Source organism: Enterococcus sp. LJL51, from assembly GCF_049894025.1.
Taxonomy (GTDB): domain Bacteria; phylum Bacillota; class Bacilli; order Lactobacillales; family Enterococcaceae; genus Enterococcus_L.
Window position 1 is genome coordinate 1 of record NZ_JBNEQE010000018.1, and the last position, 25668, is coordinate 25668.

Sequence of the window (25668 nt, forward strand, 5' to 3'; positions counted from 1 at the left end):
AAAAGACACGCTGAGTATACGCATACAGAATAATTTTTAATAGCATCTTCGGGTGGTAGGCCGGTCGGCCTAATTGTTCTTCTAATTTATTAAAGAGTGTTTGCGGCATGGCTTCGACTAAGGCATTAACCGCAAAAGCGACATCCGTTTCAGGAATAAACTGTTCCAACTCTAATGGTAAAATCGTTTGATTAATGGTATAATCTTTAAACATAAAAGCACGCTCCTTTTGATTTGGTTTAGTCACTTTAATCTTACACGGTTGCGTGCTTTTTGTGTACCCTAAAATTAAAAAAGTGAGAAAATAATCAGATTTTCTTCTGACTATTGTCCCACTCCCTTTCCAGCCACATCCAGCTTTTCATTCCATATAAATCAACCTGAACATATCTTCTGGTTTTCAGCTTCTCGTCAAGGTCCATACCTTCTTCTTTTAGTTTGCGCTTGCGCCAGTCAGCTGCCTTTTCTGCGATCGTTGTCGCTCAATCCATATTCATACGGGACATATCAAAGACACCGTATTCTGCATTGTAGGCACTGCCGCTTTTAATCTGAGCCAAACCAGTATTCATCGCTTCCTTTAGAGCATTCACTTCTGTAAATAGCATGAAAGGTCAATCGCTTCTGATTCTAGTGACCAGCACTGAGTTTATTAGGAGCAATATAAATACTTTGCTTTTACATAGCAAAAGGTATTAGCTTTTGATTCGCTAATACCTCCTCAATAACACTAGAAATTTGCTAAATACTAATTCCATTAATAGAAAAACACTATACTTTTGTACGATAAATACAGCTAGCTTTTGTTAGCTATTGGAAACTTGATTAGTGAGCCTATACTCTCTAACAAGGCTTAACTATCTGACGCCAAATCAGATAGTTAAGTTCCTTTTTATTATATTTATTTATCAATTTTATAATTTTTAATCCAATAAAGTGTTTCTTTTTTGTTCGTGATTAGCTTAACAAAATTTTCTTCTTCAAATTGAACTCGAGTATCTTTTATACTAACACCATGAGCCTCACTTAACATGTCGATTATCGTTACTTTTCCTTCTGAGCTAGATAATAAATATTGATTACCTTCTAAAAATATACCTTCGTACTGGTTCCCTTCATATAATTCATCACTAAAATTAGTTTTCTGACTAATATCATCAGAAATTACAAAATCTATTGTTTCTTGTAAATTATCTTTATCAATTTCTGAAAGTAAGAAATCCTCTATTTTAAATATTTGTTGTTTTTCATATGATTGCAAAATATTGGTTATTTGCTTATCAATCACTTTGCTTACCTCCTATTTAGGGTTTTGGAACAGGATAGGTAGTCCATACATTTTTTAGTTCATCATAAACTATTTTTATATGTGTTTCTCCTTTGGTTCCAATAACTTTCCCTGTATCAATAATACTAGAAAAGGAATTTTGTCCTTGACTCCCTACTCCATTTGGTATAGTTTCTACAAGTTTACCATTTTTTAATGCGTTTTGAACTATTTTATTAGCTTCTTCTGCTGAAGAAACATTAAACTTTCTAGCTCGCTTGGCAGTTGAACTATTCAAATGTTTATTCTTAATTTCAAATTTTTTAATATTAACATCCAATTTCTTCCCAAATCCACTGACTTTCTTATCCTTCAACACCACTTCATCCACAGTCAATGGATGCCCTGCATAATACGCTGCGATACTCACTTGAGCAATACTACTCAATACGATGGACCAGCGCTGGGCTTTTTCTACATCAGTTAGAGGACGTCCGGTGTCGTAATCCACCCCTTCACGCAGCTCTATGGCTAAGCGGCTCATTTCATCTATATCGTTGCCCCGCTTAATTTCACGGCCATACAAATCAAATTCTTTTTCCGCCCATTCCCTATAGGCTTCGTTTACCTTATAATCATCCGCAGAAATATACGGCGGATTTTCCAGCCACATCCAGCTTTTCATTCCATATAAATCAACCTGAACGTATCTTCTGGTTTTCAGCTTCTCATCAAGGTCCATGCCTTCTTCTTTTAGTTTGCGCTTGCGCCAGTCGGCTGCCTTTTCTGCAATCGTTGTCGCCCAGTCCATATTCATACGGGACATATCAAAGACACCGTATTCTGCATTGTAGGCACTGCCGCTTTTGATTTGCGCCAAACCAGTATTCACCGCTGCCTTTAGAGCATTCACTTCTGTAAATAGCATAGAAGAAAACGCATGGAAGGTCAACAGCTTTTGTAGTTTCTTTTCCAGCATACGCTTTATTTCCTGATAGCTGGTAATGACATTATTTATCTCATTGATATGCTGGACGCGTTCACTAGATACCGGCAGCACCCGCTTAACTTCAACAATTTGATGTTCCATTGCCTGAATTTGCTGTTCCCATTTCTCAATTTCTTCTTCTAGCTCGGAAGATTTCAAGTCAACATTCGCTACATCAGCACGGTACTGTTCAGGTATTTTACTCACTGCTTCAGCAGTCGCCTCTGAAACAAGGATTGCTCCCTGAATCAGCGGCACATAGACCGCTTCAAAATAGCTCTTTGCTGTACGATAGGTTTTTCCACTTAGCACCTGATCCCCAACAAAGTCTTTGATTCCTGACTGGAGAGTTTCTAATCCCTGCTGGGCTTCATGGCACATTGTTTTAGTACTGTCTGCCTGTGTCTGCGAGGCCCCTAGATACATATCGATACTCAACGGCTCTCCTCCTCTTTTTCCGTCATCCACCTTTTTTTCTGATAAAATAATTCGTCTTCTTTTTCATTTAACGAATAGTGTTCTTTTGCTATATTCTCCTGCTCTTCCTCCATCATTTCTGATAGATTCCGTTGCTTTCGTTGAATTTGCTCTGCGCATTCTTCAACTAAATACTGGTCCTCTTTTTCTCCAGCAATCAAGTCATACGCACTTTGAAAAAGAGCTGCTGTTTGAAAAAAATGCTCTTGATAGGCTTCATCTAAACGGTCAATTGACCGTTTCTTGTCCTCCAGCTCTTCCTTTTCATAAACGAGCTGTCGTTCAGCTCTTGCTAGTTCTTCCCACTGTTCCTTCTCAGCCATTCAATTTCTCCTTATGGGGCAATAATTCTTGTTTGGCCAAGCTTAACATCCTTCGCCGCAAACTCTGCTGCTGTATTCTTGATGTTATTTGCGTCAGTCAGTACTGCACTACGGATAGCTGCCATCATACTCTCAATCTCATCAATCGCACCCTGGGCAGCTTGATTACCGGAAACCGTACTTTGCGTATCTCTTGTCACAGCTCGTGAAGTCCCCAGCTCCTGAACCCCCTGCATAATACCTGTTGCCAGTTGACCGGCGACAGACGTATTGTTAGAAACACCCATTTAAACTCCTCCTTTTTCACTTCCAAATGTCAAAAAACTGTTTATAAGAAAAGTATACCAAAATTTTGCTTTATACCGAACACTTTTTTAACATAAAAGCAATCGGTTCATACATTTATTAACCGTTACCGAAAAAAGACCCTATCCAGTTTTGGATAGAGTCCATTCTTTATCAAACCTGCTTGGAGCAATTGATGCTTTTATATCAGTCTGCTTTTGTCAGCGAGTGTGTTTTGACTAAATTCCGGCAATACTCTTCCCGCCGACAAAGCTTCACTCAGCAGCCTCAGCGTTCTTTCACCGAATCATCGGCAGAATCTACATATGCTGGAGCTAATCTATTTGAAGCCAGCACAAATGGTGTGTAAATAAGAAAGGCTAGAACTAAAATAACCAGTTGAACCAGGATAGCTGAAATAGTTTGATAGCCAACAAAGGCATTGACGAACAAAGGCAGACCGAAAGGAACCTCTACTGTTGCAGCCGGAATAATATGGGTCACTGTAGCAAAGTACGCAACCGCTGTCGCCATTAGCTGAGACAGAATAAATGGAATTGCATAAATCGGATTCATGACAATTGGCAGCCCGTACACTAATGGCTCGTTGATACCGAAAATTCCCGGGATAAGCGCAAGCTTAGAAATCATTTTTTGATCTTCCCGCTTTGAAAAAATCAGCTGGGCAAGGACTAACGCAATCGTTATCCCTGCTCCGCCCATTACAACATAGACTCTAAAAAAGGTCATTGTCAACGGATTAGTAGCTACATCTCCTGCTTGTGTCTGAGCAATATTGTCTGCTAAACCTGCTAACGCCAAAGGACTAAGTATCGGCATAATAACCATATTTCCATGAAGACCGAATATCCAGAAAATCGCCGATGCAAAAGCTAGCAGGATGATTCCGACTGGACCGCCCTGCATAACGCCTTGAAGAGGAGCCTGTAGTGTATTGTAGATAATATCACTCAAATAATCGCCAGAAATATTATAAATGATTGTGCTGATTACTGAAAAAATCAGTAATACCAATAAAATTGGAATCAGTGAATTAAATGACCGGGCAATTCCCGATGGTACCGCCTCCGGCATGCGGATTTTTAAACGGTCAATCTGCATCAGCTTTGAAAATAGTTCAACAGATAAAATCGAAATCAGCATTGCCACAAACAGACCTTGGGCATTAATACTAGAGGTTGCAATACCGCTCGTCACAATATCCTCCAGCCCCTCAACCACCGTTACAATCGACTGAGGAACAATCGTGATGAAAGAAATCAGCGCAACTAATGCTGTATAATTTCCGTCCATCTCGTTTCTCTGTCCAATCAGTTTACCAATTAAGAATGCCAGCGCCAGACTCATCGTAGACATCGTTGCATAGTTAATTGCTGTGAACGCCGGGCTTAACGAGCTAAGAAAGCTAAGCTGTTCAACTTGTGCTAAGCCCACCTGTTCTGAGCAGAGAATCGTATTAAACAATGTGGCAAAAGAACCCACAATAATAAATGGCATGTAAATAGTAAATGCTGTTTTGATACTATATAGATATTTGTTTTGATTCACAACCTCGGCAAATTTACCGACCTTCATTGCAAAGCTGTCTAATTTTGACATAACTCTTTCCCCCTTATAGTTCCTTTAGCTTTTCTCCGTTGTCTGCAATAATTTTTTGATAATAATAAAAGCTTTCCTTCCGCTCCCTTTTCAAGGTTCCCCTTCCCTGATTGTCGCAGTCTACATAAATCATGCCATACCGCTTCTCCATTTCTCCTGTTCCTGCACTGACAATATCCAAGATGCCCCACCAGGTATAGGCAATTATTTCACAGCCGTCCTGCACTGCTTCTGACAAAGCCAGCAGATGTTCCTTCAAATAGTTTTGCCGCTCAACATCATTAAAACGCCCATCCTCACTTTTACTATCCCTCGCACCTAATCCATTTTCGGCAACCATCAGTGGTATCTGATAACGGTCATATAGCTCATTACACACATAACGCAAGCCCAGCGGGTCAATCTGCCAGCCCCACTGTGAGCTTTCCAAGTATGGATTTTTCTTGCCCTGAGGTCCTCCTGTTCCTGTCATCATCACCAATTCATCTGAATAGACCGTTGTAAGATAATAGCTAAAAGCCAAATAATCACTGGTATGTTTCTTGATGAGCGCCAAATCCTCTTCACCAATGTCTAATGTGACCTTTAACTCTTCAAAAAGCCGTTTTGAATAGCTTGGATATGTGCCTCGAATCATCACATCGGAAAAGAAAAGAGAATTGCGGCGAAATTGATAACTGCCGAAAATATCCTCAGGCTTTGGTGTCTCTGGGTAAACCCCGCTTAATGACAACATACAACCCATCAAAGCTTGGGTATTGTATTCTTTTAATGTTTTTACAGCTAGTGCATGAGCGACAAACATGTGATGAGCAGCCTGATACTGCTGCTGTGCAGGGTTTTCCACTCCCGAAAGGTCCATTGCCCCAGCAAACCACGGAATTTTAATGATGTTATTAATCTCATTGAAGGACATCCAGTAAGTCACTTTTTCACCAAATCTTTCAAAAAGAACTGTACAATACCGCATAAAATGATCAATCATCTCCCGATGATTCCAGCCGCCGTATTTTTCAACCAGATATAATGGCGTTTCATAGTGAGAAATTGTCACAATCGGTTCAATCTCAGCCTCCAATAATAAGTCAATCAGTTCTTCATAAAAGGCTAAACCTTCTTGATTTGGTTGCTGTTCATCTCCCTTTGGAAAGATTCTCGGCCAGTTAATCGAAAAACGAAAACAGCGCAGCCCCATTTCCTTTAGTAAAGCAACATCTTCCTTAAAGTGATGGTAAAAATCAATCCCTTGATGAGATGGATAATATAAAGCCGGATCAAGCTCTTTTGCTATATGCAGCAGCCGTTCTTTGCCAGCCGGCAATACATCGCAGATACCTAAGCCCTTTCCTGCTTCTAAATATCCACCTTCTGCCTGATTGGCTGCTATTGCTCCGCCAAAAAGAAAATTGTCTGGAAACAGCTTTTTCATAAATTCCAGCCTCCCTCGTTTGATAGCAGAAATATAGCATCTTTTTAGTGAATTGTGAAAAGTCATAAAAAGGCTTTCAAACGCTTATATATCAATATTTATCCACAAAAACAACAAGAAACTGGTACCTTTTTCTACAGTTTTTTCCGTAAAAATAAGTACCAGTTTTTGGTCATTTATAAAAAATCATTCAATCCATCTTCTTGATGGCGGTAGTTAAAACTGTCTTTGCTGAAAGGCAGCCTGAAAGTTCCTATGTAATCAATCACCAGACGCTTCGTATATTCTACAACTAAACCGTCTCTGGAAATGGTTCGGCTCGTAATGCTCATTCCGGCGTGATTTTTGCGCTCATGGAATAAGCGGGCTTCCTGTTCTGAAAGGTTCACTGCCTCAAAGCTTGCCAGACTATGTGAAATAGACAGTCCAGTGTCTAAAATCAGCTTTTGCAGCGAGCCTTGCCCCATTTCTTGATCAAAGTAGGGAAAGATTTTTTTGGGAAAAATTGATTCTTGAAGTTCCATCACCTTTTGGTCAACAATTCGCACTCTTTTTAACTCCCAAACCGCCCCTCTATGGCTGCTGTCAAAGATTCGTTTTTCTTCTTCCGTCATTGGACGTTTTGTTAGCGAAAGAACCTTGGAAACAATTTGACTGGACTTCTTTTCAGTAATTGAGCTGTAGATCAAACTAGGATTGGCAGCTGTTTTATTCACGATTGTTCCTTTGCCAGGGATTGATACTAGAAGCCCCGCATCCTTAAGCTTCTCAATCGCTTTTCTAACTGTATTTCGTGAGACCTGATATTCCGCCATTAATTTTCGTTCAGAAGGAATTGCTGTTTTCGGCAGATATTTTTTTTGATAAATCTTACTCAACAAGTCCTCAGCAACAAACTCTTTTTTCTTCATCAGATACCCTCCTTTTTGAAATCATCCATTTTTCTTCTACTAATCTTCGCTTTATTTATCTTATACAATAAGCCCAGCAAATAGCAAGCGCTATTTCCCTCCTTATCTCTGTCTGTCAGACTCTGCTTCGTCATTCGTCCTACCAGCAGCACTTTTTATCTATCATCTATCAAAAAATATCAAACAGATTAGAGTTGACTAATTCCCACCTGGTGCTTTACAAAGTTTTTTCTGAATTTCGGCTGATTGTTGAAGAAATACTCCTGCGGTTAAGTGCTAATATGTGTGATTATCCCATTGCTTATTCAGATTTTGACATACTAAAAGTCTGGGAATTTATCTATCTCCCAGACTCAACTCAGCTTATTTCCAAAGAGGGCTTGTTCGTGAGCCCCCTATGTTTACAACCATAACTATTTTTAGACCCGTTACCCAATGTTACTAATCTGTCGTCAGCTCAATCAGATTGCCTTCCGGATCCTGAATTACGGCTTCATAATAACCATCCCCTGTAGTTCTAGGACCATTCAACAATGGAAACCCATCTGCCACAAATTTTTCAGTATAGCGGTCAACGTCCTCTTTGCTGCCAACTGAAATAGCCATATGTGTATAGCCTAAGCTCTCAGCAACTCTATTTGAAAGATGCTGCTTGGTTGTCAGTTCTAATCTACTGCCGGAATCAAAGCTTAGAAAATACGATTTAAAACCGGTCTTTTTATTATGATAGAGCTCCGTACTGCTTACGTTAAAATATTTTTCATAAAATTCCTTCATCTTTTCTAAATCCTTCGTCCAAATCGCCACATGTTCGATATGCATCGTTATTCTTCCCTTTCTTGTTACTTCTTTATTTTCTCAGCTATTGATTAATCGTTTATCGCTTAATAAGCTGGGGTTCTTTAGCCCTTTGCACCAATTCTTGGTCAGATGTAATGTATTCTATAACCTCTGAACCAATTTCTGTTGGCCGAAAATCAATCGTGGAAAAGCCTAAGGCCTGACTATAGGGCAAGTTTCCTTCTCCTATAATCTGGTAATCTTTTTTATGAATAAATCCAGCTTCCTTTAGTCCCACAATAATTCCTGCTGCGGTATCATCTGCATTAGCATAGATGATTTCAGGAACTGCTACTTTTTTAAACGTTTCCTTTGCCCATTCAACCCCGCTTTGATATCCTTCAATTCCTGTAAAAAAGTTTGCTCCTTCGAACGCATCGCCAAAGTATTCTTGATAGCAATCTAATTTATCCTTTGCGCTCACACTTTGAGAAGGTCCTCTTTTAGCTGTAAAAATAATTTTGGAATATCCCTGCTTTGATAAATCATTAAATAATGTATGATAGACTTTTTTTCTGTCTGGATAAATCATCGCTATCTCTTTACTATCAATTTTTTCTGTTGATACGATGCGTCCCCGGCTGCTGAGCTTTTCCCAGTCAGCTAAACGACTGGCTCTGGATGTCAGAACAAGCCCGTCAATCATCCGCCGTTCCAGTAAAGAATAATACTCGTTTTCTGCATGCTGATCATAATACGTCGGCAAAAGTAATACCTGATACCCTTTTTCTTTCGCATGAAACAAAATACTATTGACCAACGTATCATAACAGGCACTATTGTAGGGAACTGTGACACCTAAAGTATAGTTTTTACCGTTACTCAGCTTCACTGCGTTGCCGTTTGCCACATATCCGGTCTCATCAATTGCCTGCTGGACTTTTTTTCTGATTTCATCGGATACATATTTTTGATTATTGATTACCCTCGATACTGTGGATTTTGAGACACCAGTCATTTCAGCAATATCTCTAATATTAATCAACTGCTTCACCTCCATTCGTTAAACAGCCGCGTAAGACTGATTGCAAAAACATACTGATTCCATAACCAGTACCTAATATGATTTATGTAAAGTATAATCTCTGGGACGCGTCCCAGGTCAAGCTTTTTTTGCTGCTAATTCTATATACAAAAGAAAAAATCTGCTATATATGTTCCTCGAAATAACTGTTTATTCACTGCACCAAATCTGGAATAACCAGTCTGCAGACATTAATCATTAGCCATTCAAACAGTTGATAAAATTAGCTCCACTTCATTTTAATCTATTCATTCAAATAAAAGATAGTAAATTGATGCTTTTTTGACTATCTTTCATTTTTACTTTTTCTATCAAAACATACTTAGTCAAATCAGTCAGTGACATTTCATATTCTAATCTAACAAAAACTACGTTTACTATCTACTGAAACCAGCATCAGCTACTAGGATACTTATCCTACCGCTTATCTGAAAAATATTGTTTCAACTATTTCTGTCTGTTATGCTTAACATGTATTCTTCAACAATCAAAGAAATCTAAATACAAAAACTATTGTAAATAATTGTGAGGAAATAAAATGAATATAACAAGTAAAATCGTAATACAATTCACCTTATTGACTTTTTTTATTGCTTATTTGATAGCGGCTATGCTGATTTTTGGAGGTAATTTTGGTTATTCTGTCCATAACTGGGTGGATAATATACAACAATTTTTTATGAACATCCCTTTTTCTATCTACATTCTATCTCCAGCAATTGCCTGTTACATTATTTTAAGAAAGAATAATGTGATACTTCGTCCACAGGACTGGATAAAGACTGTCTTTTATCTAAAAAATAATCCACTTCTTTATCTATATGTTTTTTTCATCTTGATTCTCTACTTTGGTCTTCACGTCCTTATTAGCGGTAATTTCATATTAAGCATGCCTTTTTATACTATCTTATTATCTTTGCCAGGAGCATTAATTATTGGCGGTTTGGAAGAAGCTGGGTGGATGTATGTATTACAGCCGTTCTTATACAAAAAATATGGATTTCTTCGTTCTTCCCTACAAGTTGGTTTTATATGGTTTCTTTGGCACATTCCATTATTTTTTATACCAGGTACAAATCATGGTGATGGTCATATCAATTTTTGGATGTTTACTATCCAGTTATTTTCATTTCGTTTTGTACATGGTGCGCTTTACACTATTTCAGGGAAAGGCTACATCTTTATGAGTGTGTTGTTTCATACGTTGTTTAATGCCTCATCCCCAGTATTTGGAACCACAACAATGAATTGGACTGGAACAATCATCGTCAACACTCTTCTTATACTTATTTCCATAGTAACTGTATATTGGTATCAAAAAACAAAAAAAAGCGACAAAACTGCCGCTTTTACTCAGAAACACTCCTAGCTAAACTATAGATTTATTTCCGTTTTTTGTTGTTTTCTCAAAGCTACTTTAACTGAGTTTTCACCTTATTTACGATACATCTTAAACTCTAAGAACAGATCATTATAAATCCCCAGATACTCTGAGCCTAAATCCTCGTATACCTCTAGATGGGCGATTGTTTCATCATTTGGATAGAATTGTTCGTCCTCAGAAATTTCCTTTGGCAACAGTTTTTTTGCTTCCTTATTTGGTGTCGAATAGCCGATATACTCTGCATTCTGCGCCGCATTTTCCGGACGCAGCATATAATTGATGAAGGCATATGCTCCTTCGACATTTTTTGCAGTTTTCGGAATAACAATATTATCGAACCATAGATTAGAGCCTTTAGAAGGAATCACATAGTGAAGATGCTCATTGCCGTCCAGCATTTCTGCGGCTTCTCCTGAAAAGGATACAGCGGCTGCACTTTCTTCATTAATCATATACATTTTGATTTCATCAGCTACAATTGCCTTAACGTTGCTAGTTAATGTGTTTAGCTTAGCAGATGCAGCCTTTAGCTCCTGATCCTCTTTGCTATTCAGAGAATAGCCCAAGCTGTTCAGCGACAAACCGATTACCTCCCGAGCACCATCAATCAGCATCAAGTTGTCCTTTAGCTCCGGACGCCACAAGTCATCCCATTCCTGCATGCTTTCCTCATCAATAAACTTATCATTATAGATAATTCCCAAGGTTCCCCAGAAATAGGGAATAGAATATTGATTTGCTGGATCAAAATCCAAATTTAAAAATCGCTCATCGATATTATTCAAACCCTTCAGCTTTGAATGATCAATCGGCAGCAGCATGTTTTCCTTTATCATTTTCTGAATCATATACTCTGATGGGATTGTGATATCATACGCAGTTCCACCCTGCTGGATTTTGGTAAACATCGCTTCATTTGAATCAAAGGTCTCATAGTTCACCTTATAACCGGTTTCCTTTTCAAAGGCCTTAATCAATGCCGGATCGATATAATCTCCCCAGTTATAGATTGTCAAAACATCCGCACCAGCCATACCGCTGGCACGTTCAAGCTGTCCGGCTCCTAGAAACAAAATGATAATAATGACGATAATTCCCGCAAATAAAGAGTTTAACTTTTTCATGACAGCTTCGCCACCTCTCTTTGTTCACGACGGAGCTTCTTCAGCCGCTTAGACGTATTGTCCTGACTGATGAAGTAATAGCCAATAACTAAAATCATGGAAAATAGAAAGACTAATGCACTCAGCGCGTTGATTTCCAAGCTGATTCCTTGTCTGGCACGAGAATAGATTTCTACAGAAAGTGTAGAAAAGCCATTGCCTGTAACAAAGAAGGTAACCGCAAAATCATCAAGTGAATACGTAAACGCCATAAAATACCCTGCAATAATTCCCGGCGACAAATACGGCAGTACAATATTCTTAATAACCTGTAGATTATTCGCACCCAAATCTCTTGCTGCATCAACCATCGAATCGTTCATTTCCTGCAGCTTCGGCAGCACCATCAACACCACAATCGGAATACTAAAAGCAATATGAGACAGCAAAACACTGGTAAAGCCCAAACTAATAAAACCAACTGCCGTGAAAAAAATCAGAAAGCTGGCGCCAATAATAACATCCGGCGACACGAGTAGAATATTATTAAAGCTCAACAGGGCTGTCCGGCTTCGGCGGCTTTTCGTATAATAGATAGCCATTGCTCCGAACGTTCCAATAATTGTTGCGATTAATGCAGATAGAAAAGCCAGTAAAAATGTATTTAGTACAATAATCAATAACCGGGTATCCTCAAAAACCGCAAAATAGTTATCCAAAGTGAAGCCAGTAAACTCATTCATCGTGCCGCCGCTGTTAAAAGAATAAAAAATCAAATAAAAAATCGGTGCATATAGAAGCAGAAAAACCAGCAGCAGATAAAGGTTTGACCATTTAAATTTCTTTCTAATCATTTCGCCCGACCTCCTTTTCTCTTTTCACCTGTTAGAAACATCACAGCAACCATAGCCACAATCAGCACAACACCAATCGTTGAGCCCATGCCCCAATTCTGAGTAACTAAAAAATGCTGCTCTATCGCTGTCCCTAAGGTGATTACCCGATTTCCCCCAATCAGACGCGTCAGCATGAACAAGGACAGGGACGGAATAAAGACGGCCTGGACACCGCTTTTCACTCCGTTTAAAGACAAGGGAAAAATTACCCGGCGAAAAGTCTCTGCACTATTAGCACCCAAATCACGGCTGGCGCTAATCAAGGAAGGATTCATTTCCTCCAAAGCATTAAAAATCGGCATAATCATAAAGGGCAGCTCAATATAGGCAGCTACAAACAGAAAGCTAAAATCGGTAAACAAAATCTGCTGGGAGCCGATACCCATAAAATTCAGAAAATGATTGACTGTTCCATGGACACTAAAAATTCCAATAAATGCATAAGCTTTCAGCAGTAGATTTACCCAAGTGGGTAAAATAACCAACATCAGCCACAGCTGCTTATGCTTAAGCTTTGTTAAAAAAAAGGCAGTAGGATAGCTTATCAACAAGGTAACCAGTGTAATCAAAAAAGCATACCAAACTGAGTTAAAGGTCATTGCCAGATACGTTCCCGAGGTGAAATAGGTCTGATAATTTTCCAGACTAAACTGACCGTTCATATCAAAGAACGACTGATAAATAATCATCAATACAGGTGCGATTACAAAAAGAAGCAACCACAATGTATAAGGAATCGAATAAATTCGACGTACTGCTTTCATTCTTTTGCCTCCTATTCCTCGTAGCTTTCCAGACGGGCATCAAAGTCTTCTTCCGACTCATTAAAGCGCATCACGTGGATATCCTCCGGCTCAAAAAATAATCCTACTTGAGAACCCTCCACTGCTTTTCTAGTTGAATGGACCATCCATTCATTTTTTTGCTCGTCAACACAGATGATTTCATAATGAACGCCGCGAAACAGCTGTGTGTCTACTGTTGCTGTCAGCTTACCTTTTTCTGGCGTCGTAATGGTTAAATCTTCTGGACGAAGAACAACCTCCACCGGTTCATTTGGACGCATTCCGCCATCCACGCATTCAAAACGCTCACCGACAAATTCTACCAGATTATCTTCAAGCATCGTTCCATCAACGATATTGCTTTCTCCAACAAAATCAGCTACGAAATGATTAATCGGTTCGTCGTAAATATCAACAGGACTGCCGCTTTGAACAATTTTTCCTTTGTTCATCACGAAAATTTCATCGCTCATTGCCAAGGCTTCTTCCTGATCATGGGTTACGAAAATAAACGTAATGCCTAAGCGCTGCTGCAGATCCCGTAGCTCATACTGCATATCTGTCCGTAGTTTCAAGTCCAATGCTGATAATGGCTCGTCCAAAAGTAAAACCTTTGGCTCATTAACAATCGCTCGGGCGATTGCTACCCGCTGACGTTGACCGCCGGACATCTCGCTGATTTCTCTATTTTCATAGCCGGGCAGCTGAACCATTTTCAGGGCACCTTTTACCTTCTTTTCAATCTCCTGCTTTGGCATCATCTTAATCTTTAATCCGAAAGCCACATTGTCAAACACATTCATATGAGGAAACAGCGCATAGTCTTGGAAAACCGTATTTACCGGCCGCTTATTCGCTGGCACGTCATTGATTCGCGTTCCTTCAAAATAGACATCCCCTTCACTCACATCTGTAAAACCTGCTAAAATACGTAAAATGGTTGTTTTACCGCAGCCGGAAGGACCCAGCAAGGTATAGAATTTCCCTTCCTCGATTTCAAAACTGACTTTCTTCAATACTGTTTCGTCATCGTCAAACCGTTTGACAACATTTTCAAAAGAAATAATTGTTTTCCCCACTCGTTCATCCCTCCGAATTATAGATAAGAGTCCGTTACTACTACCAGCACTCTGCTTCTGCCTTTAGATTTATTCTTTAATTGGTGCGGCTCGGCGGCCTCATAGTAAATGGCCTCGCCCTTTTTTGCTGTATAGGTGCTTTCTCCAAGCATCAAGGAGACTGTGCCTTCCAGTACATAGATAAAGGTTTCTGATAAAGATGGCTCAAAGGTCTTATATTCTCCATCCTTATCGAAGGTTAACAGAACTGGCTCCATATCATTTTCATTTGACTCGGGAATCAGCCATTTCAATGTATAGCCGTTTTCCTCATCCGCATAATAGGTCGCATCTTGTTCATCATAAACAATTTTCTGCTCAGCAGCCTCTTCACTGAAAAATTCCTCCGGCGTCACGCCTAAAACCTCAAGAATATTGAAAAAAGTCTCCATAGACGGAGAACTGAGGTCTCTTTCCAGCTGAGAAATATAGCCCTTTGTTAAATCCGTTCGTTCACCAAGCTCTTCCTGTGTTAGATTTTTTTGAATCCGCAGGTTTTTCAGCTTCTCACCGATGTCCATCTTATCACCTCACCCAAAATATATAAAAACATAGCACCTAAGTTTACTTATACTAAACCAAGAGTTTAATTTCATCTTTTTTCAGTATACGAATTTTTCAAGAAATAGCAACTATTTTTTAGATTTTTTCGGGATTTTAACAGATAAAATTTTAATGAGAAGAATAAGCAGAAATCCGCCATCAAAAAAAGAATAATATGATATGATAGTAGTAATAAAAACAGGAAATTTATGGAGGGATTATTATGGAAAAATTTTCAGCACTATTACTTCAAGAAACTGATGAAAACGTTACACATAGTATTCAGGAAATCACAACGGATCAGTTATCCGAAGGCGACGTGTTAATCAAAACCAGCTACTCTTCTATCAATTACAAAGACTCTCTTGCCGTTCAAAAAAAAGGCGGCGTCATCCGCAGCTACCCAATGATTCCCGGAATTGATGTGAGTGGTACCGTTGTTTCTTCCAGCAATGACAGCTTCAAACCAGGAGACAGTGTACTTGTTACCGGCTATGGTCTTGGTGTTAGCCATACGGGCGGTTTTTCCGAGTATGTTCGTGTGCCTTCTGAATGGGTGGTCCCTTTACCCGCTGAACTAACTGAAAAAGCTGCAATGGTTTTAGGAACTGCTGGGTTTACTGCAGCCTTATGTATTGATGGACTTGAGCAGCATGGCTTGTCAGAAAATAAAAATGCCAGCATCTTAGTTACCGGCGCTTCCGGCGGTGTTGCTAGTCTGAGCATTGGCATGCTTAAAAAAGCAGGATATACAAATATTACAGCTTTGACTAGAAAAAAAGAATCTGAAGCAGCTCTAAAACAACTAGGAGCTTCTGAAGTTTTGCTTTTAGAAGACTTTATGCCGGAAAAAATCAGACCCTTAGGAAAACAAGATTTTGATTTTGTTTTAGACACTGTAGGCGGTGAAGTTTTAGCAGCCGCACTACCTTTAATCAGTTATGGCGGAAGTGCGGCAATTTGCGGCAATGCGGGCGGCATCGGTTTAAACACAACGGTTCTTCCATTTATTTTGAGAGGTGTTAACCTTTTAGGAATTGACTCTGTTAATGTAGAAATGACAAAAAGAAAAGCTATCTGGAAACGAATGGCAGCGGAATGGGCAATCGCAGACACTGCACTGGTCAATGAGATTACGCTGCAAGAAGCACCACAAACCTTTGCTGCACTACAGCAGGGTGCCCATATCGGCAGAACAATTATCAAATTTTCCTGAGGAGCATAGATAAATGAATATTTTGATTACCGCAGGGGGAACTTCAGAAAGAATCGACAATGTCCGATCAATTACGAATCATTCCACCGGAAAGCTAGGACTGGAAATTGGCGAAGCCTTTCTGTCCCGCGGACATCAGGTGACCTACCTGACAACCGCCACTGCTCTGCGGCCTGTTGCCAATAGCAAGCTGACAGTCTTTGAAATTGAAACCACTGCTCAGCTCCAGCGGACAATGGCACAGCTTTTGGAGGAACAGACATTTTCAGCAGTGATTCATAGTATGGCTGTCAGTGATTTTTCAAGCGAGACCAGTCTGCCTGAAGAAGAGCTGATCGACAAAGTGACTGAACAGCTGCTGGCTATGCAAACCTACACAAGAGAGAGTATTGCAGAAACCATTCGTAAAGCCTTAGATGCCATTGGCAATCAAAAAACTGAAGCCAAGAAAATTTCTTCAAAGACAGAACGGCTCTTGCTTTTTCTAAAGAAAAACCCTAAAATAATTGCTATGATTCGAGAGAAACAGCCGCAGACCATACTAATCGGCTTTAAATTATTAGTTGGTGTTTCAGAAGATCAGCTGATTCAAGTAGGGATGGATACCTTAGAACAAAACCACTGTGACTTTGTTTTAGCCAATGATTTAGAAAAAATTCATGGACAGCAGCATCATGGCCTGCTGCTCCATGCTGACCGACAGATAGAAGCTGCGGATACAAAAAAAGAGATTGCTCAATTGATTGTAAAAAATGTTGAGGAAATGGAGCGGATGAATGAATGAAAACTATTTTATTAGGTGTTTCCGGTAGTATATCCGCTTATAAGTCAGCGGATATTACCAGCCGGATTACCAAAATGGGCTATGAAGTAGAAGTAATTATGACAAACAACAGTACTAAGTTCATTACACCGCTAACTCTACAGGCTCTTTCAAAAAATCCAGTTCATACAGATGTAATGGAGGAAATTTATCCTGAGCAGATTAATCACATTGAACTGGCAAAAAAAGCAGACCTTTTTCTGGTAGCTCCGGCTTCCGCAAATATCATTGGAAAACTGGCAAACGGAATTGCTGATGACATGCTTTCTACAGTAGCACTTGCTTTAAAAACAGAGGTGCCTAAGCTGATAGCCCCAGCAATGAACACGTATATGTATCAAAACCCAATCATGCAGCGAAATCTGAAGCTCTTAATAGAAGCAGGCTACGAAGAAATTGAACCTCGGGAAGCTTTACTTGCCTGTGGAGATTTCGGCAAAGGTGCACTAGCAGATGTAGATACCATTGTTGCCGAAGTGAACCGAGTATTATCCAGTCCCAAATAAAGGAGTTCATCTATGAAGAATACGAAAAATTTTACTTTGACTGCCATGTTTCTGGCTATCTTAATTTTACTAGCAGCAGTCCCTTTTTTGGGATTCATTCCAATCGGTCCAATTAATGCAACAACTATGCATATTCCTGTCATCATTGCTTCAATCGTTTTAGGACCAAAAATTGGCGGATTTTTAGGCGGCGTGTTCGGTGTTATCAGTATGATACGTAGTACGATAGTCATCACACCCCTGTCCTTTGTTTTCTCTCCGTTCATTCCAGTAATCGGAACGGATCAGGGAAGCTGGAAAGCTATACTGATTGCGGTGCTTCCAAGAATTTTGATTGGGATTGTTCCTTATTATGTATACAAGCTCTTCAAAAGTAAGACTGCTGTTCAACCAGTTGGACTGTTTGTAGCCGGTTTCTGCGGATCAGCGGTTAATACTATTTTAGTTATGGGCGGAATTTTCCTATTATTTAAAGACGCTTACGCTCAAGCAATGGATATCAGCATCAACGCCGTTTTCTCAGTAATCGCCGGAATCGTTTTTACCAGCGGAGCTGTAGAAGCTGTTGTGGCTGCCTTAGCTACTGCGGCAGTAGCCGCTGTCCTATTGCGCCTAACTAAAAGCAACGCCACCCAAAAACTATAAAAAAGATATGCAGATGAGCCTAGGTCCCATCTGCATATCTTTTTATTTTTTCCCTTTTTTCAGCTTATATGCGTACTCGCTGGCTTTAAACAACAGCTTATTCACCGGCAAATCAAACTCACCGATAAACTCATTGATTGTAGGATTAAAATTGGACTTAAACTTAATCAGTCCATCGTTTAAACTACCTTCCAAGCCGCCCATATTACAAGACTCACAGCCTCGTTCAAAGCACTCGTTAATCGCTTCATACCAAGTCAGATACGCCGGCATATAGCGCTTATAACGGTCATCCATTCCAGCATAAAGAATTTCACTAGTTGTTCCAAAGGTAATCGCCAGTGCACCGGCAACTACTGCTTTTTCACCTGAAGCAGCAATATTCTCCTCCAGCTCAGCTAATTCCCTCGTTAATGAAAATTCCAGCTCTTCCAGATTATGACGTTTTTTAACCTGATTTTCCTTCAGATTTGCTAAATCTTGCTGATTCTTATCGTGACGAGCCTTCGTTTCGTCATAGCGAGCCCTCAAGTCCACCTCAGCCAGCATAATAAAGGATTGCTCAGGATAAATATTCAGCAGTTTCTTGAAGTAGTCGCTGTCACGCAAGGATATCTGCTGACGTTCAGTCGTTAGCTGAATCATTTTAGCAAAGTCCTCGACCAATTCTACATGTCCCATACGAACTGTTACACCTTTTTTCTGTGCCTGCTTCATCATTTTCCGAGTGCTTTTAGATAGCTGTTCTTCACTGAAATCAGCTTTATAAATATTCGCCTGAAAACGCGGCTGAATCGTTGCACTCATCTCCATTGTCAGCCCCTGATATTTTGCTCCCGCTTGTTCTAAATTTGTTATGACCTCTTGGGCTAACGGATTAGGAATTTCTTCCCGATCCATTTGAATATCTTTATAGATAATCGTCGGATCCATTTTCGCAAATAAAGCCCGCTTTTGCTTGCCAAGCTTTTTTAAATTATCCATGAAGAACTGAACCAGTTCTTTATTTGAGTAATCCATGATTGGACCTCGCGGCGTATACAGCATTGAAAATCCAGCCGGCAATGGTCGCACCAATACCAGACTAGAGGCCACAAGCTCGCCATCTTTATAAGCCCCTACAATTTCGGAACCCCAATTGTCCTTAACCTTAGCCCATGAAGCGGACTGCAGCAGGTTACACAATGGATGCCCCTGAACAAATCGGTCATGTTCAGTTGGATTAATACCTATTTTAAATTCGTACATTTGCTAATCCCCTCTACTTCTTCTTACCCATTAGCTTATCATAAACTGCCAGTCGGAAAAAGTCTCTCTTCCACTAGATATTATTCATTCACTTATCAGCTGTAGTCATAAAATAATAGCTTTTTTTACAGCCCCTAGAAACGATAATCCACAAGCATTAATTTTAACCCTTCCCATGCTCTTTGTAAAGAATTGAAAACATTCTTTCTCCAAATAAGAGCTTTAACTAGGCATTTTTAGGTTATCACATTATCACATCGACTATTATCCAGTATAATGAAAGGAGAAATAAAAAGGAGAAGATATATGAAAATAAAAGGAAAAATAAAAATTGTTGTAATGGTTGTAGTTGCTTTAGGCGCACTTCTCTTTGTTATGAATCTCAAAAGTTCACCAAAAAACAGCCCAAAATCAATCCCTGAAATCACCTATCCAAATATCGATAAACAGATTACTATCCGCTTCGGCAGCAGCAGTATTTCTACTTGTTTCATTCTCACTGAATCTGAAGAACAATGGCTATTAGCAATGACCTTGTTTAATGGTGGGGTTTCACAAGAGGAGACAATAACGATTTCCTCAAAAGACTATGAAAAACTGGAAGCTATTTTTGATAAATATAAAATTTGGTCTTGGAATAACTTTGAAGAATCAAAGCAAATGGATGGCTCTCACGGCTTTACTTTAGAAATCATTGAAGACGAAAAGCAACTCTTACGAGCACATGGCGACGGAATTTATCCGGAAAATTATATGGCCTATGAAAAAGAAGTGTCCAAGTATTTAAATAGTCTTTTTATTAAGCAGGGAATTACCACAAATTCCAGAAATATCTAATACTGAACTAGTACTGTAAAGTAATATACGTAAAAAAACTTGAGAAAATTTTCTCAAGTTTTTTTGTGAACAATCATTTTACTTCCTGATTAGGCGTAAGCAAAACTGTTATCCGTCCATTCTGCATGGCTTCCTCGACTACCTTATCTAGTTCTCTTTGATTAATAGGCTCTGGTTCCTCGCCTTCCTTTGGTGCATACGTTCCAGTTAGTACCACTCCATAATCGAAGTACTCCATATATTCCTGATAGTCGAAGCTTTCCATTGATTTTCCCTTGTAGAAGGCCATTTCTTCTTCTAGAGAAATAGTTTTATGACTACGATTGACTCGTAAATTTGGGCGAACAGATCTATCAGAGTATAATTTAAACCCTTCTTCAGTCTCAAAATACTTACCATAGTCCCAGTAACAAATATAGCCTAGCTCTTCAAGATAGTCTTCTACCTGAGAAAAATCATTGTTTAACTCCGTTTCATATACATACTTATTATCTATATAAGCTAAATAATGGGCAAGTATATGGTTACGCAGTATCCTAACGCCTTTATCTTTTTTAGTATTTCTCAAAACTGAATAATTATTCAGCCGTTGCTCTTGTCCATACTCATTAAATGTGAAGTAAAGTACAGGAGTATTCGAATAATCTTTTTCCCAACCGTAGTTAGCTAAACTATCATGAAAATCAAATACTTCCTCAAAATACAAAAAATAATCCTTAACCTCCTGCTTCTTTTCCATCAATGGCTGGATATAAAAAATATACTGACTTCCCCCAACAATCAGAGCTAGCAAAACACCTACGATGATTAATCCCTTTTTCTTATACTTCCGAAAGACAAAAAAGATTAGTAGAATCAATATAGCTAAATATAGACTTATAACCATTTGACCTCTTTCTTGTTTCCAAATTTGTTGGATAAAACTAGATCAATTTATTGTTTTCTTCATCTCATGATAAGAAATAGAGTTATTCCTGCTCACCAAATTCTTTCAGAACAATTTCTATCCGCTCATTCTGCATGGCTTCCTCTACTACCTTATCTAGTTCTTTTTTATTAAGAGGCTCTGTTTTTTCTTCTAATGATGAATAATAACCTATAAGGACTACTCCGTAATCAAAATATTCCATATATTCCTGATAATCAAAATCATTCATCGACTTATCTTTATAAAAGCTCATTTCTTCTTCCAAAGAAACTGCTTTATTCCTTCGGTTAATTCTTACATTAGGTTGAATAGATTTATCTATATATAATTCATAGCCCTCACTTTCGTAAGGCTGATAAATTCCTCCATCAAACCCACACTCATAACCTTTTTCTAAAAAGTACTCTTTAACCTTTGAAAAATCATTTCCAGCAGTTGTATCATAAATAAAATGTTTCATTACATACGCTGTATAATGTGGATAAACAAGATTTCTTAAGTGTTTTATTCCCTGCTTTTTTGGATAGACTTGTTCACTAATCGAATCAGCTGTTAAGCTATGTGTACTCCCATATGCTTCAAAAGTAAACCTCAACTCTGGTTTCTTAGTATAATCATCTTCCCAACTATAGTTATCTAGACTATCATGAAAATCAAAATTCTCTTCAAAATAATTAAAATAGTTCCGTACCATTTCCTTTTTTGCATTCAATGGTTCTACATGCATAAAATAATAGTAACTACCCACAAGAAAAGTCAAGAATACACCAATAGTTAGCAATATTTTCCATTTCTTTTGTTTAAGTAAAAATATAAACAACAGCAATAATACTACAATAATGATTACTTCCATAAATACCTCTTTCAGTTACTACTCTGGTTCCTTAGGTGTAAGCAAAACCGTTATCCGCTCATTCTGCATGGCTTCCTCGACTACCTTATCCAGTTCTCTTTGATTAATAGGCTCTGGTTCCTCCCCTTCCTTTGGTGCATACGTTCCAGTTAGTACCACTCCATAATCGAAGTACTCCATATATTCCTGATAGTCAAAACTTTCCATCGATTTTCCTTTATAGAAGGCCATTTCTTCTTCTAAAGAAATTGTTTTATTGCTGCGATTCACCCGTAAGTTTGGGCTTATAGAAGAATCGATATACAACTCATTACTATCTACTGTGTCATAAACCTCTTGATCCCATTTCAATTCATAACCTTTATCAGCTAAAAATTTTTTAACGTTAAAAAGATTGTTTTCCAGACTATTCTCAAAAGAAAATTCATTTATTATATATGCGGAATAGTGTGAAAAAATATGGGTTCTCAAACGTTCAATACCTACATTTTCTTTTGTAGTACCATTTAATGACTGATTAATTAAACTCCATTCTTTATTATATGCTGAAAACTTAAATATTAATGTTGGGGTTCTCCCATTACTTTCCCCATAAGTGTAGTTTTCTTTCTTGTCAGAAAAATCAAATTTTTCTTCAAAGTAATGAAAATAGCTATCTATTCTATTCTCATTACTTATTTTCATATAATAAGTTACTGAGAAAATGAGCACCGCTGAAATAGCTATAACTGATAAACCAAGAGCTAAAAGACTTTTTTTTGAATCCTTCTTCAACTGATTAAGTTCGATTAAAAAAAATCATTTATTGTCTCCTTAATTATCAAAGTTTTTTCAGCTACTTATTCTTCATAAGACTCAAGAAAAAATCGTTATCTATTTATTACGATCAATATAGCTAAATATAGACTTATAACCATTTGACCTCTTTCTTGTTGCCAAATTTGTTGGATAAAAACAAATCAAACTATTATTTTCTTCATCTCAACTTATTAAAAAAATGGAGTTATTCCTGCTCATCAAATTCTTTCAGAACAATTTCTATCCGCTCATTCTGCATGGCTTCCTCTACTACCTTATCTAGTTCTTTTTTATTAAGAGGCTCTGGTTCTTTGCCTTCTTTAGGTTCATAATATCCAGTGAGCACAACTCCATAATCAAAATACTCCATATATTTCTGATAATCAAAATCTTCCATTGACTTTCCCTTATAGAAGTTCATCTCTTCCTCTAAGGAGACGTTTCTATTACTACGGTTGATTCGGATATTCGGCTGAATCGATTTATCTACATATAGTTCATAACCCTCATTCTCTTCAGGAAAATAAAGCGATGTATCCAAGCCACATTCATAACCTTTCCTTGAAAGATACTCTTTAACGCTAAAAAAATCATTTCCGACATTCTCATCATAAGCAAAATGCTCGATTATATAATCTGCATAATGATAATAAATATGATTTCTTAAAACCCTGATTCCAGACTCATCTTGAATTTTTCTAACTGTACCAATTGTACTATTTCTTAGTGTACGTTTACTTCCATACGCTTCAAAAGTAAAGGTTAACTCCGGTTGCCTTGTGTAGTCATCTTCCCATCCATAATTATCCACACTGTCACGGAAACCAAACGTCTCTTCAAAATACTTAAAATAGTTCTCTACCGCCTGTTTCTTTTCCATCAGTGGCTCAACATAGAAAATATACTGACTGCCCCCTATCACTAAAGCTATCAAAGCTCCGGCAATAATTAATCCCGCTTTTTTATTTTTGAAGCTGAAGAAAAGTATTATCACAAGAAATAGAATTACTAATAGAATTATTGTCATAACTTTCTCTCCCTAATAAGCTGCAATATCGGCCATTGGAGGAATTGTATTTAAATAATATTTTCTCCCCCAAGAGCTAACTATAAACTGCTTTTTATCTTGATCATAACCAGTAATCATTACAGTATGCATCTTAGCACTCTCATCTTCATAGTCATAGGCGTCTTCTGGAGAAAGCAAATCCATTTTTGTAAAATAGCAGGTCATTGTTATCAGCTTTCCGGCCTCTAATTGATTTTTTATCTCCTCTTCACCGCAAAACAAAAGATTTTTTCCAACAACTATTTCCCCATGTTTCTCAGTAAAATGTTGGATATTTGAGTTCAAATCACCTGACATTACACCTGGATGGATGAGAGGCAACTGCTTTGTTGTAAAGGGCAGATCCCTCCAATCATTTTCTTGGTAGTAAAAGGAAAGAAGTAATTCTTCGAAATTAGTCATTCCATCAGAGGTATAGTATGAAATCCCATAATCATTTTTGAATGCTGCTTCACGACCTTTATATTTTAACAAGATAATATTTGTAGCAGCCGCATAGCCACATCCTTCACTTTTTAACTTAGAGAAATAATTGAATAGTTCTTCCTTATTTCTTTTCACACCAGTTACTCGCTCTGCCATTACTAACAGTTCTTCTATATCTTCTTTAGCCTTCTGTCGGATTTTAGGTGTTGCTCCCCCAACTTCATCCTCTAATAATTTCTTTAATCGGTTCGCCAAACTCCCCTGATCTGCACCAAATTTTCCTAACGTATCTCCAAAAACTTCTTCTTTCTTAAACTTCGTATCCCATTTTCTATTAATGACGTTAATCCAATAGTTTTTTTCCAAATCAAAGCCCTGACCATTCCACGCACCAGCACCTAGCGTACCATCATCGTTCATACCGATAGACGTTAAGGCAGTGGTCATTATGCTGATTTCTGCGTTGACGCCTGAGAAATAAGCGGTTGATTTTGCTTCAAAATTCAGCAGCTTCTCCCGTTTTTTCTCTAACTCGTTCACTTTGTCTTGATTATTTCCAATCATCCGGTTGATGATGGCCATACCGATGCCTAGACTATCAAACTTTTTATCTTCCTTTTTCATTGCCTGCAGTTTGTTCTTCTCACCCTTCCAGGCATCCAGACGGCTTTTCGCCTCTGTAATTTCCTGATCAAGCTCTTCTGAATCCAAGGAATCACTACTTACTTCCGCTAGATAGCCTTCTGTATATTCTTTGTTAGCCGTTTCCACAGCTTCCCCCAACAGCTCCAAGCCTTTGGCTAAAGCAGGATAAACCTCGCCCATATAGCTTTTTATTGAATCAAAGGCTGCCCCGCTTAGACCAACAGCAATCCCCATTCCTGCTCCAGCAGAAGCCAAACCACTAGTTGCACTTTGTACCTTTGAAGCATAGCTGACAATCCCGCTTGTTTGTGTTTGCTCCTGACCAATCTCCATCTTAACCATGTTTTTCCTCCTTTTCAGCTTCCAACCGAGCCTGATAATACAACTCTGATTCTTCACTTTCTAAATCCAGCTGTTCTTTGACCAGCTGTTCTCGTGCCTCTTCCAAATCGCCCAACAGTTCTCTTCCTAATTGTTGATTTTCATAACTCAAATCCTGTATATGGCTGCCTGTCTCACTAGTTGGAAACATTTCCGTCAACCGCTGATCCTGACGCAGCTCTGCCTTACAAAGAGCCTCAATTCGTTCCATCTGTTTGGATAACTGGCGTTGCCTGTCTTCATTTTCTTCCAGCTGCAGACGGACTTTTTTTTGTGCTTTCGCTATTTTTTCCGTCATCA

28 protein-coding genes and 1 pseudogene are annotated in these 25668 nt (G+C 38.5%); 6 read left to right on the forward strand and 23 right to left on the reverse strand.

The annotated features are described in order from the left end of the window. From ACPWSO_RS14605 to ACPWSO_RS14655, 11 genes and pseudogenes are all read right to left on the reverse strand, one after another. Positions 1-214 (reverse strand): annotated as a pseudogene (locus tag ACPWSO_RS14605) (IS5/IS1182 family transposase); the annotation flags it as partial. Positions 215-482: 268 nt separating this feature from the next. Beyond that, entirely contained in the window at positions 483-608 is a 126-nt protein-coding gene (locus ACPWSO_RS14610) for a hypothetical protein (RefSeq protein ID WP_426084317.1), read from the reverse strand. A 293-nt stretch (positions 609-901) separates the two neighbouring features. Further along, complete coding sequence (locus ACPWSO_RS14615; RefSeq protein WP_426084318.1) at positions 902-1288, reverse strand: hypothetical protein; 387 nt, start codon at positions 1286-1288, stop codon at positions 902-904. A gap of 16 nt (positions 1289-1304) precedes the next feature. Then, positions 1305-2693: a T7SS effector LXG polymorphic toxin gene (locus ACPWSO_RS14620; protein WP_426084319.1), complete on the reverse strand. Its 1389-nt coding sequence runs from the start codon at positions 2691-2693 to the stop codon at positions 1305-1307. Continuing rightward, positions 2690-3055: a DUF3958 family protein gene (locus ACPWSO_RS14625; RefSeq protein WP_426084320.1), complete on the reverse strand. Its 366-nt coding sequence runs from the start codon at positions 3053-3055 to the stop codon at positions 2690-2692. The genes ACPWSO_RS14620 and ACPWSO_RS14625 overlap by 4 nt, the downstream gene beginning before the upstream one ends. 11 nt (positions 3056-3066) lie before the next feature. Beyond that, entirely contained in the window at positions 3067-3342 is a 276-nt protein-coding gene (locus tag ACPWSO_RS14630; RefSeq protein ID WP_426084321.1) for a TIGR04197 family type VII secretion effector, read from the reverse strand. A gap of 286 nt (positions 3343-3628) precedes the next feature. Continuing rightward, positions 3629-4960, reverse strand: a complete 1332-nt coding sequence (locus ACPWSO_RS14635) for a PTS sugar transporter subunit IIC (RefSeq protein WP_426084322.1) — start codon at positions 4958-4960, stop codon at positions 3629-3631. Between the two features lie 13 nt (positions 4961-4973). Continuing rightward, a complete protein-coding gene (locus tag ACPWSO_RS14640; RefSeq protein ID WP_426084323.1) occupies positions 4974-6389 on the reverse strand; it encodes a glycoside hydrolase family 1 protein in 1416 nt (471 codons plus the stop codon). 176 nt (positions 6390-6565) lie between these two features. Next, a complete protein-coding gene (locus tag ACPWSO_RS14645; RefSeq protein WP_426084324.1) occupies positions 6566-7300 on the reverse strand; it encodes a GntR family transcriptional regulator in 735 nt (244 codons plus the stop codon). A gap of 441 nt (positions 7301-7741) precedes the next feature. Further along, positions 7742-8122, reverse strand: coding sequence for a VOC family protein (locus tag ACPWSO_RS14650; RefSeq protein WP_426084325.1), 381 nt, complete (start codon positions 8120-8122; stop codon positions 7742-7744). A gap of 55 nt (positions 8123-8177) precedes the next feature. Further along, positions 8178-9125 (reverse strand): LacI family DNA-binding transcriptional regulator, encoded by a 948-nt coding sequence (locus tag ACPWSO_RS14655; protein WP_426084326.1) that lies wholly within the window; start codon positions 9123-9125, stop codon positions 8178-8180. Positions 9126-9702: 577 nt separating this feature from the next. Here ACPWSO_RS14655 and ACPWSO_RS14660 point away from each other — a divergent pair. Continuing rightward, the gene (locus ACPWSO_RS14660; RefSeq protein ID WP_426084327.1) at positions 9703-10533 is read left to right on the forward strand and encodes a CPBP family intramembrane glutamic endopeptidase; all 831 of its coding nucleotides are present in this window, start codon (positions 9703-9705) and stop codon (positions 10531-10533) included. Positions 10534-10598: 65 nt separating this feature from the next. Here the strand turns inward: ACPWSO_RS14660 and ACPWSO_RS14665 are convergent, their stop codons facing one another. From ACPWSO_RS14665 to ACPWSO_RS14685, 5 genes are read right to left on the reverse strand one after another with little or no spacing between them, the layout of a single operon-like run. Continuing rightward, entirely contained in the window at positions 10599-11672 is a 1074-nt protein-coding gene (locus tag ACPWSO_RS14665; protein ID WP_426084328.1) for an ABC transporter substrate-binding protein, read from the reverse strand. Next, the gene (locus tag ACPWSO_RS14670) at positions 11669-12505 is read right to left on the reverse strand and encodes an ABC transporter permease (protein ID WP_426084329.1); all 837 of its coding nucleotides are present in this window, start codon (positions 12503-12505) and stop codon (positions 11669-11671) included. Before ACPWSO_RS14670 ends, ACPWSO_RS14665 begins: the two co-directional genes overlap by 4 nt. Beyond that, complete coding sequence (locus tag ACPWSO_RS14675) at positions 12502-13311, reverse strand: ABC transporter permease (protein WP_426084330.1); 810 nt, start codon at positions 13309-13311, stop codon at positions 12502-12504. Before ACPWSO_RS14675 ends, ACPWSO_RS14670 begins: the two co-directional genes overlap by 4 nt. 11 nt (positions 13312-13322) lie before the next feature. Continuing rightward, the gene (locus tag ACPWSO_RS14680) at positions 13323-14411 is read right to left on the reverse strand and encodes an ABC transporter ATP-binding protein (protein ID WP_426084331.1); all 1089 of its coding nucleotides are present in this window, start codon (positions 14409-14411) and stop codon (positions 13323-13325) included. Between the two features lie 17 nt (positions 14412-14428). Then, on the reverse strand, positions 14429-14971 hold the full coding sequence (locus ACPWSO_RS14685; protein WP_426084332.1) for a helix-turn-helix domain-containing protein: 543 nt from the start codon (positions 14969-14971) through the stop codon (positions 14429-14431). A 245-nt stretch (positions 14972-15216) separates the two neighbouring features. Between ACPWSO_RS14685 and ACPWSO_RS14690 the strand changes: the two genes are divergently transcribed. The 4 genes from ACPWSO_RS14690 to ACPWSO_RS14705 are packed head-to-tail and all read left to right on the forward strand — an operon-like array spanning position 15217 to position 18183. Next, a complete protein-coding gene (locus tag ACPWSO_RS14690; RefSeq protein WP_426084333.1) occupies positions 15217-16209 on the forward strand; it encodes a YhdH/YhfP family quinone oxidoreductase in 993 nt (330 codons plus the stop codon). 13 nt (positions 16210-16222) lie between these two features. Then, positions 16223-16993 carry a phosphopantothenate--cysteine ligase gene (gene coaB / locus ACPWSO_RS14695; protein WP_426084334.1) on the forward strand — a complete coding sequence of 257 codons (771 nt, stop codon included), beginning with the start codon at positions 16223-16225 and terminating at the stop codon, positions 16991-16993. After that, on the forward strand, positions 16990-17538 hold the full coding sequence (gene coaC, locus ACPWSO_RS14700) for a phosphopantothenoylcysteine decarboxylase (protein ID WP_426084335.1): 549 nt from the start codon (positions 16990-16992) through the stop codon (positions 17536-17538). Before coaB ends, coaC begins: the two co-directional genes overlap by 4 nt. Before the next feature lie 12 nt (positions 17539-17550). Continuing rightward, positions 17551-18183: an ECF transporter S component gene (locus tag ACPWSO_RS14705; protein WP_426084336.1), complete on the forward strand. Its 633-nt coding sequence runs from the start codon at positions 17551-17553 to the stop codon at positions 18181-18183. Between the two features lie 42 nt (positions 18184-18225). Here ACPWSO_RS14705 and ACPWSO_RS14710 read toward each other — a convergent pair whose 3' ends face one another. Further along, entirely contained in the window at positions 18226-19431 is a 1206-nt protein-coding gene (locus ACPWSO_RS14710; protein ID WP_426084337.1) for an aminoacyltransferase, read from the reverse strand. Positions 19432-19737: 306 nt separating this feature from the next. Here ACPWSO_RS14710 and ACPWSO_RS14715 point away from each other — a divergent pair, with 306 nt between their 5' ends. Further along, on the forward strand, positions 19738-20268 hold the full coding sequence (locus tag ACPWSO_RS14715) for a hypothetical protein (protein WP_426084338.1): 531 nt from the start codon (positions 19738-19740) through the stop codon (positions 20266-20268). A gap of 73 nt (positions 20269-20341) precedes the next feature. Here ACPWSO_RS14715 and ACPWSO_RS14720 read toward each other — a convergent pair whose 3' ends face one another. From ACPWSO_RS14720 to ACPWSO_RS14745, 6 genes are all read right to left on the reverse strand, one after another. Beyond that, positions 20342-21154, reverse strand: coding sequence for a hypothetical protein (locus ACPWSO_RS14720; RefSeq protein ID WP_426084339.1), 813 nt, complete (start codon positions 21152-21154; stop codon positions 20342-20344). An 82-nt stretch (positions 21155-21236) separates the two neighbouring features. Continuing rightward, positions 21237-22049, reverse strand: coding sequence for a hypothetical protein (locus tag ACPWSO_RS14725; RefSeq protein ID WP_426084340.1), 813 nt, complete (start codon positions 22047-22049; stop codon positions 21237-21239). Positions 22050-22067: 18 nt separating this feature from the next. Then, positions 22068-22733, reverse strand: coding sequence for a hypothetical protein (locus tag ACPWSO_RS14730; RefSeq protein WP_426084341.1), 666 nt, complete (start codon positions 22731-22733; stop codon positions 22068-22070). A 319-nt stretch (positions 22734-23052) separates the two neighbouring features. Beyond that, positions 23053-23874: a hypothetical protein gene (locus ACPWSO_RS14735; RefSeq protein ID WP_426084342.1), complete on the reverse strand. Its 822-nt coding sequence runs from the start codon at positions 23872-23874 to the stop codon at positions 23053-23055. 12 nt (positions 23875-23886) lie between these two features. Then, entirely contained in the window at positions 23887-25329 is a 1443-nt protein-coding gene (locus ACPWSO_RS14740) for a hypothetical protein (RefSeq protein WP_426084343.1), read from the reverse strand. Continuing rightward, the gene (locus ACPWSO_RS14745; RefSeq protein WP_426084344.1) at positions 25322-25666 is read right to left on the reverse strand and encodes a DUF3958 family protein; all 345 of its coding nucleotides are present in this window, start codon (positions 25664-25666) and stop codon (positions 25322-25324) included. The genes ACPWSO_RS14740 and ACPWSO_RS14745 overlap by 8 nt, the downstream gene beginning before the upstream one ends. Positions 25667-25668: the final 2 nt, after the last annotated feature.

Coding starts and splice junctions, on each gene's coding strand:
- ACPWSO_RS14610 (WP_426084317.1), bottom strand. CDS start 608: ATGCTATTTACAGAAGTGAATGCTCTAAAGGAAGCGATGAATACTGGT.
- ACPWSO_RS14625 (WP_426084320.1), bottom strand. CDS start 3,055: ATGGCTGAGAAGGAACAGTGGGAAGAACTAGCAAGAGCTGAACGACAG.
- ACPWSO_RS14630 (WP_426084321.1), bottom strand. CDS start 3,342: ATGGGTGTTTCTAACAATACGTCTGTCGCCGGTCAACTGGCAACAGGT.
- ACPWSO_RS14635 (WP_426084322.1), bottom strand. CDS start 4,960: ATGTCAAAATTAGACAGCTTTGCAATGAAGGTCGGTAAATTTGCCGAG.
- ACPWSO_RS14640 (WP_426084323.1), bottom strand. CDS start 6,389: ATGAAAAAGCTGTTTCCAGACAATTTTCTTTTTGGCGGAGCAATAGCA.
- ACPWSO_RS14645 (WP_426084324.1), bottom strand. CDS start 7,300: ATGAAGAAAAAAGAGTTTGTTGCTGAGGACTTGTTGAGTAAGATTTAT.
- ACPWSO_RS14650 (WP_426084325.1), bottom strand. CDS start 8,122: ATGCATATCGAACATGTGGCGATTTGGACGAAGGATTTAGAAAAGATG.
- ACPWSO_RS14660 (WP_426084327.1), top strand. CDS start 9,703: ATGAATATAACAAGTAAAATCGTAATACAATTCACCTTATTGACTTTT.
- ACPWSO_RS14665 (WP_426084328.1), bottom strand. CDS start 11,672: ATGAAAAAGTTAAACTCTTTATTTGCGGGAATTATCGTCATTATTATC.
- ACPWSO_RS14670 (WP_426084329.1), bottom strand. CDS start 12,505: ATGATTAGAAAGAAATTTAAATGGTCAAACCTTTATCTGCTGCTGGTT.
- ACPWSO_RS14675 (WP_426084330.1), bottom strand. CDS start 13,311: ATGAAAGCAGTACGTCGAATTTATTCGATTCCTTATACATTGTGGTTG.
- ACPWSO_RS14685 (WP_426084332.1), bottom strand. CDS start 14,971: ATGGACATCGGTGAGAAGCTGAAAAACCTGCGGATTCAAAAAAATCTA.
- ACPWSO_RS14690 (WP_426084333.1), top strand. CDS start 15,217: ATGGAAAAATTTTCAGCACTATTACTTCAAGAAACTGATGAAAACGTT.
- coaB (WP_426084334.1), top strand. CDS start 16,223: ATGAATATTTTGATTACCGCAGGGGGAACTTCAGAAAGAATCGACAAT.
- coaC (WP_426084335.1), top strand. CDS start 16,990: ATGAAAACTATTTTATTAGGTGTTTCCGGTAGTATATCCGCTTATAAG.
- ACPWSO_RS14705 (WP_426084336.1), top strand. CDS start 17,551: ATGAAGAATACGAAAAATTTTACTTTGACTGCCATGTTTCTGGCTATC.
- ACPWSO_RS14710 (WP_426084337.1), bottom strand. CDS start 19,431: ATGTACGAATTTAAAATAGGTATTAATCCAACTGAACATGACCGATTT.
- ACPWSO_RS14715 (WP_426084338.1), top strand. CDS start 19,738: ATGAAAATAAAAGGAAAAATAAAAATTGTTGTAATGGTTGTAGTTGCT.
- ACPWSO_RS14720 (WP_426084339.1), bottom strand. CDS start 21,154: ATGGTTATAAGTCTATATTTAGCTATATTGATTCTACTAATCTTTTTT.
- ACPWSO_RS14725 (WP_426084340.1), bottom strand. CDS start 22,049: ATGGAAGTAATCATTATTGTAGTATTATTGCTGTTGTTTATATTTTTA.
- ACPWSO_RS14730 (WP_426084341.1), bottom strand. CDS start 22,733: ATGAAAATAAGTAATGAGAATAGAATAGATAGCTATTTTCATTACTTT.
- ACPWSO_RS14735 (WP_426084342.1), bottom strand. CDS start 23,874: ATGACAATAATTCTATTAGTAATTCTATTTCTTGTGATAATACTTTTC.
- ACPWSO_RS14740 (WP_426084343.1), bottom strand. CDS start 25,329: ATGGTTAAGATGGAGATTGGTCAGGAGCAAACACAAACAAGCGGGATT.
- ACPWSO_RS14745 (WP_426084344.1), bottom strand. CDS start 25,666: ATGACGGAAAAAATAGCGAAAGCACAAAAAAAAGTCCGTCTGCAGCTG.